This is a genomic window from Microcystis sp. LE19-10.1B, assembly GCF_027530565.1.
GTDB lineage: Bacteria > Cyanobacteriota > Cyanobacteriia > Cyanobacteriales > Microcystaceae > Microcystis > Microcystis aeruginosa.
The window spans coordinates 1-5,735 of the sequence record NZ_JAPZQM010000024.1; the positions used below are offsets into that span (position 1 = coordinate 1).

A 5,735-nucleotide genomic window follows, 5' to 3' on the forward strand; every position below is an offset into this window, starting at 1 on the left:
TGGCGGCGTTACCATCGAACAACTAAAAAAATACGTCGAGAACCAAAACTCCCCAAAAGTGGAAACCCTACCGCGTTAGTTTTATTCTGGTGGCGATTCATCTCCCGTTAACCGCTACGCGGTTTAACGGGAGTCCTCTCGTTCCATTGAGATAGACAAAAGGCAGTAATATTGATTAGTTAATTTCCCCATCTCCCCCCGCAACGCGCACGAAGTGGTCTCCCCACACCCCACACCCCACACCCTACACCCAACCCCTTTTTTTACTGAAAAATGATGTTTTCCTTCCTGAAAAAAAGCTATTGAGATAGACAAAAGGCAGTAATATTGATTAGTTAATTTCCCCAACTCTCACACCCCACACCCCACACCCCACACCCAACCCCTTTTTTTACTGAAAAATGATGTTTTCCTTCCTGAAAAAAAGCTATAAATGGCTAGGACTAGCGATAATAACGGTGATTTTGGCGATTACACCCGCCGCCATTGCCCAATCAACCACTAGCGCCATACCTCTGGCAAAAATTAACTGGTTACAGGCGATTTTTTTGGGATTTGTGCAGGGAGTGACGGAATTTTTGCCGATTAGCAGTACCGCTCATCTAAAAGTGATTCCCGTCTTTTTGGGTTGGGGAGATCCCGGTGTCACCTATACGGCAGTGATTCAATTGGGCAGTATTGCGGCGGTATTGTCCTATTTTTGGCAGGATTTAAGGCAAATATCCACAGGAATGGTGAAAGCGGTGGCTAGTTCCGATTATCGTTCCCAGGATTTTCGTTTGGCCGTGGGGATTATCCTAGGCACAATTCCGATTGTTTTCTTCGGTTTGTTAATGAAACTTTTCATTCCCGATTTAGATAATTCCCCCCTGAGAAGCATGACAGCGATCGCCTGTGCCTCTATAGTCATGTCTTTACTCTTAGCTACGGCCGAAAAAATCGGGAAACATAAACGCAGTTTTGAGACTTTGCGACAAAAAGACGGGGTTTTAATGGGATTAGCCCAAGCTTTAGCCCTAATACCGGGGGTATCTCGTTCTGGGTCCACCTTAACTGCCGGGTTATTCATGGGTTTAGAAAGGGCCGTAGCGGCGCGATTTTCCTTTCTGCTGGGGATTCCGGCGATAACTTTAGCCGGTTTAGTGGAATTTAAAGGAGTTCTCGACCAGATTAACACCAGTGAATTAATTCCCCTCGCTATTGGGGTAATTTCCTCGGGGATATTTTCCTATCTTTCGATCGCTTGGTTATTAGATTATCTCAAAAAACAGAGTACCTGGGTTTTTGTCTGGTATCGTCTCTTTTTCGGGGTTACTATCCTGATTGGTGTGGCCTGGGGGCGTTTTTCCTGACCTTTTGGCATTCTAATTAGGGTTTGCGGCAAAAAGTTTTTCCTAGGGGCAGGGTGTAGGGTGTGGGGTGTGGTGCGATTCGTTGGCTAGAAACTAGACAGTAAGACGTTTAGAGGATTAGCCGCTTGGTAAATGTAGTACCTTGATAACTTTATAACCCTACAGGTGCGGGTTAGTAATAACCTTAGTCCTGTCCTCTAGATGCCTAGAGTGACGGCATTTCCTGCTGCTTTAGACTTGGTACATCTGAGGTAGTGAGCGAGGAAAAAAAAGCGGTATCTGATAGCCTAAATCAGAAACCCGTTGAGCCAGAACCTATGGATAGCCCTGGGGCGAAGATACGAATTAACCATCGTCAACACCCACGAGCCAAAAGGCTGACAGGCTCGAAACAAAAGTTAACAGAGTTGGGGCTGATAGCTCATACCACTATCAGTAAGGCATTCCCGTTACTCTGTTGTGGACAGTATCATCAAATACGGTTCAACCAATGGTTATAGGGAACGAAGTAACCCTGATTGACTCTGCCCGTTCGGGGCAGTAGGAAACCATCCGCAAGTCAATAGAGGGAGAGGATGTCCTTAAAAGCCAAGGCTTTGAGTAATATCAAAGATATGCTGACAAAGGACGGGTAACTAGGAAGTCTAAGCAACAATCAACGGTCATATACGCCCTAAAACCAACAATCTTGTCTGGTGGGGATACAGCCAAGAGGGTTGAATAGACAAGGAAATAATAATTCCCATTATTATTCTACTAATGACAGTAGCCTAGTTACTCAGGAGCCGGATACGGCGAAAGTCGTAAGTCCGGTTTTGAAGCAGGGGGTGGGAAGGCGACTTCCTGCTCTACTGTAACGGGTGTAGGGTGTGGGGTGTGGTGTGTGGGGAGATGGGGAGAATAAATAAAAATAGTCTCCTCAATCCTGTCTCCTCAATCCTGAACGAAGATTGTTGGTTTTTGCAGGAGGTCTAATCAAGGAACCGAGGTTATTTGGTAAGCTAAAACGGTAATCTTGACCCCCGAATGCCCGTGCTGATCAGTGTTGTCATCCCTACCTACAATCGCCAAGCAATTTTAAAAAAATGTTTACTAGCCCTAGAAAATCAGCGTTTAACCGATAATAAGGTGGAAAACTACGAAATAGTCCTTGTCGATGATGGCTCTACCGATGCGACGATCGCTTGGCTAGAAAGTCACAAAGGCAATTTACCCCATCTGCAACTGTGGCAACAGGATCACGGCGGACCGGCGCTCGCTAGGAATCTGGGGGTAGAAAAAGCTCGTGGTGATACGATTATTTTTATCGATAGCGATCTGGTAGTGACAGAAAATTTTCTCCAAGCCCATGCCGACGCTTTAACCGCCGGGGCAGCAAGTCTCGGCAGCGATCGCTTATTTACCTACGGCAGTGTCATTAATACCTGTAACTTCGAGCATCCCACCAGTGAACCCTATAAAATCACCGATTTCTCCGCCGCCTATTTTGCCACGGGCAACGTGGCGATCGCTAAAAAATGGTTATTAGCGGCGGGATTATTTGATACCCAGTTTCAACTCTACGGTTGGGAAGATTTGGAATTAGGGGTGAGATTGAAGCAATTAGGACTAAAATTAATTAAATGTCCTGAAGCCGTCGGTTATCATTGGCATCCCCCCTTTAATCTCGCTCAAATTCCCAATCTCATCGATAAGGAAATTCAACGAGGACGAATGGGAGTGCTTTTTTATCAAAAACATCCCACCTGGGAAGTGCGGATGATGATTCAAATGACTTGGATTCATCGACTGTTGTGGGGTTTACTTTCCCTAGGGGGAACCCTGAATGAACGCAGCCTCTCCCCTCTGTTACAATGGTTGATCGATCGAGGTAAACCGCAATTAGCCCTAGAAATTGCCCGCATTTTTCTCAATTGGTACAACGTGCGCGGCGTTTATCAAGCTTATCGGGAAATGCAGCTTCAGTGAAATGTCTTGGCGAACACCGATGAAAGCGTTTCTCACAAAGACGAGGTGTCACTAACCCCGCCCTAAAACCAGAGACTTTGTACCTCACCATCGAGATAACTGCCCTAAGGGTGAACATTTGCCGATAAAAAACTGAATATTTGCTTTCTTTTTCTGATAATTGCTGCCACAATCAAAAGCAATCAGCATAAAGAGCGGCGGAAAACACTGACCACATTTGCCCCTTGTGAATTATCCTCTGAGATTGGGCATATTATAAAGTAAATTTTCCTAGAGGAGGAATCCCATAATGAATATCTTCGATATTTTAATCGGTTTTGTCGGTGGAGGTGCGATCGGGGGTGGGGCTTTATATGCCCTGCAAGAGGGAAAAATCAGGGAAGAACGGCAAAAATATGCGAAAATTCGGGCGGATTTAGGTAAAGCCGAAGAGGAGTTAAAAGACAGCAAAGGACAGTTAAAACCACTCGCTCTCTCCGAAGAACGGATTCGCAATATCGAAGCCACCTATAGAGAAGAAGTGGCTAAATTGCAAAAAGAGTTAGAAGATAGCCAAGGACGTTTGCAAGAGATAGCCAGCGCAACTCCCGCTCAAGCAGTGGAAGTCGCCGATAAAACCCAAATTCAGCAACTTGAACAGGAATACGAGGCTAAAATCGAGGAATTGCGCCAAAGCTACCAAAGTCAAATACAAGAGATTATAGACGGGAAGCAAGGGGAAATAGAGGCTCTGCGTCAAAGTCAACAGGCGCAGATTCTAGAATTAGAAAAGGGCTATCAGTGGCAAATTCAACAACTAGAACAGAGTTATCAAAGCCAACTGTTAGGACTAGAAAATGCCCGCCAAGCAGTAGTGGATGATCGAACCACTGAAATCGTCGAACCCTGGGATGATTTTCCCGATAGCCCCAGGGACGAAGAAATAAATCCTTTTGATGGTTTTATCACCGAAGAAACCCTAGTATTGGAACCAGAATTTGCCCCTGAAACGCCCCTAGAAACGCCTGGTTCCGAATCAGAATTCAGCAGTGAGATGAATCCTTTTGATGGTTTTATCACCGAAGAAACCCTAGTATTGGAACCAGAATTTGCCCCCGAAATGCCCCTAGAAACCTCCGTTTTCGAGGAGACATTTGACGGTTTAAACAGCCCAGAAGAAACCTTAGTTTCTCCAGAAATGACTGAGAGCGAAGATTTTCCCGTCATGGCAGAACCAGCAATCTCTGACTGGGAGATGTCCGCTGCTGAGATAGAATTTCTCAACAGTTTAACATTAGAGGAAGAAACGAGAACTATCGGTAGCCTAGAAGAATTATCGGGTAATTACGGTCAGATTCAAGAAACCGTTAGCAGTGACCCCAGTTTCTCTGATTTATTAGCCCCCGACACCGAAAAATTCGCTGATAACCAAAATTTTCTAGATGACTTATTTGCTGATACCGCTGACAGCAATAACCCCGAATTATTCGATTATTTTGCGGAAGAAACCCCCACAGTTGCATCTAACCGCCAAAAAGTTGCTTCTGTTGCGAGTGACCAAGAAGAACTAGATTTCTTCAGTATGTTGGATAATGAAGAAATGGCTAATCTAGAATCCTTACCTTCTGACGAAGAACTGCCCCTTGATGATCTATTTAGCGATGATTTATTCTCGGATGGGGACAATAGCAAAACCACGAGGCTAGAATCTCATCAGTAGGCAGATTGCCCGCCATCAAGGCAGAAGACAGAATTTCTTCCCCACCCGATTTCTGGCTTCTGACTTTCTTAACTGCGCCACCAGATGGGCGTTTTCCCCCTGTCCCCCGATTCCCTTACCATAACGTGGAAAAAAAATCTACATCAAAAGTAGTGGACATTCATAAAAAAAACAAATATGATGTGGGAGGGTACGTTGTACCCTTTTGACTGTACCTAGCCTTTTAAGGAGATTTTCCCGTGAAACTCACTATCAAAACCCTTGTTTTGTCCACTGCCACTTTCGGCTTAATGTGGGGTTAACCACAGAAACCAAAAACCTACCTAAAGCTTTTTAAAGTTACTCATTTCTGTAGCTATACAACTAAAATAAGTAACTTTGGCCACCGATAGATTTTAAGAACGTTATCAGGTATAATCAAGAGATGAAGCTAGTTGAACGTCATATTATCAGTCAAAACCATCCCTTATGGTCAGAAATAGACCATTATGCCTTCTTGTCAAAAAATTTGTTCAATCTAGCTAACGCTCTTCTGGAACTTTCGGAAATCCCCGACGGAATCCAGATTCTGAAACCCTTGGTTGACAAGTGATCGCTAACTTTTTTTCTAATAAAAACTCAAATTTCGGGTTTCTGTTAGTTAGCGATAGCTTGAAGGCTTACCCCATAAGAGAGCTAGAGTTTAGAGACTGTAAGACTTTTGCCAGACTCCCTCC

General features: G+C 44.5%; 3 protein-coding genes. All 3 read left to right on the forward strand.

What is annotated here, in order from left to right; genetic code table 11:
- The first annotated feature begins 401 nt into the window (after positions 1-401).
- Positions 402-1,352, forward strand: coding sequence for an undecaprenyl-diphosphate phosphatase (locus O9332_RS00975; protein WP_002758593.1), 951 nt, complete (start codon positions 402-404; stop codon positions 1,350-1,352).
- A gap of 1,026 nt (positions 1,353-2,378) precedes the next feature.
- Positions 2,379-3,320, forward strand: coding sequence for a glycosyltransferase family 2 protein (locus O9332_RS00980; RefSeq protein WP_002758132.1), 942 nt, complete (start codon positions 2,379-2,381; stop codon positions 3,318-3,320).
- Positions 3,321-3,609: 289 nt separating this feature from the next.
- Positions 3,610-5,019, forward strand: coding sequence for a GumC domain-containing protein (locus O9332_RS00985; protein ID WP_002758131.1), 1,410 nt, complete (start codon positions 3,610-3,612; stop codon positions 5,017-5,019).
- Positions 5,020-5,735: the final 716 nt, after the last annotated feature.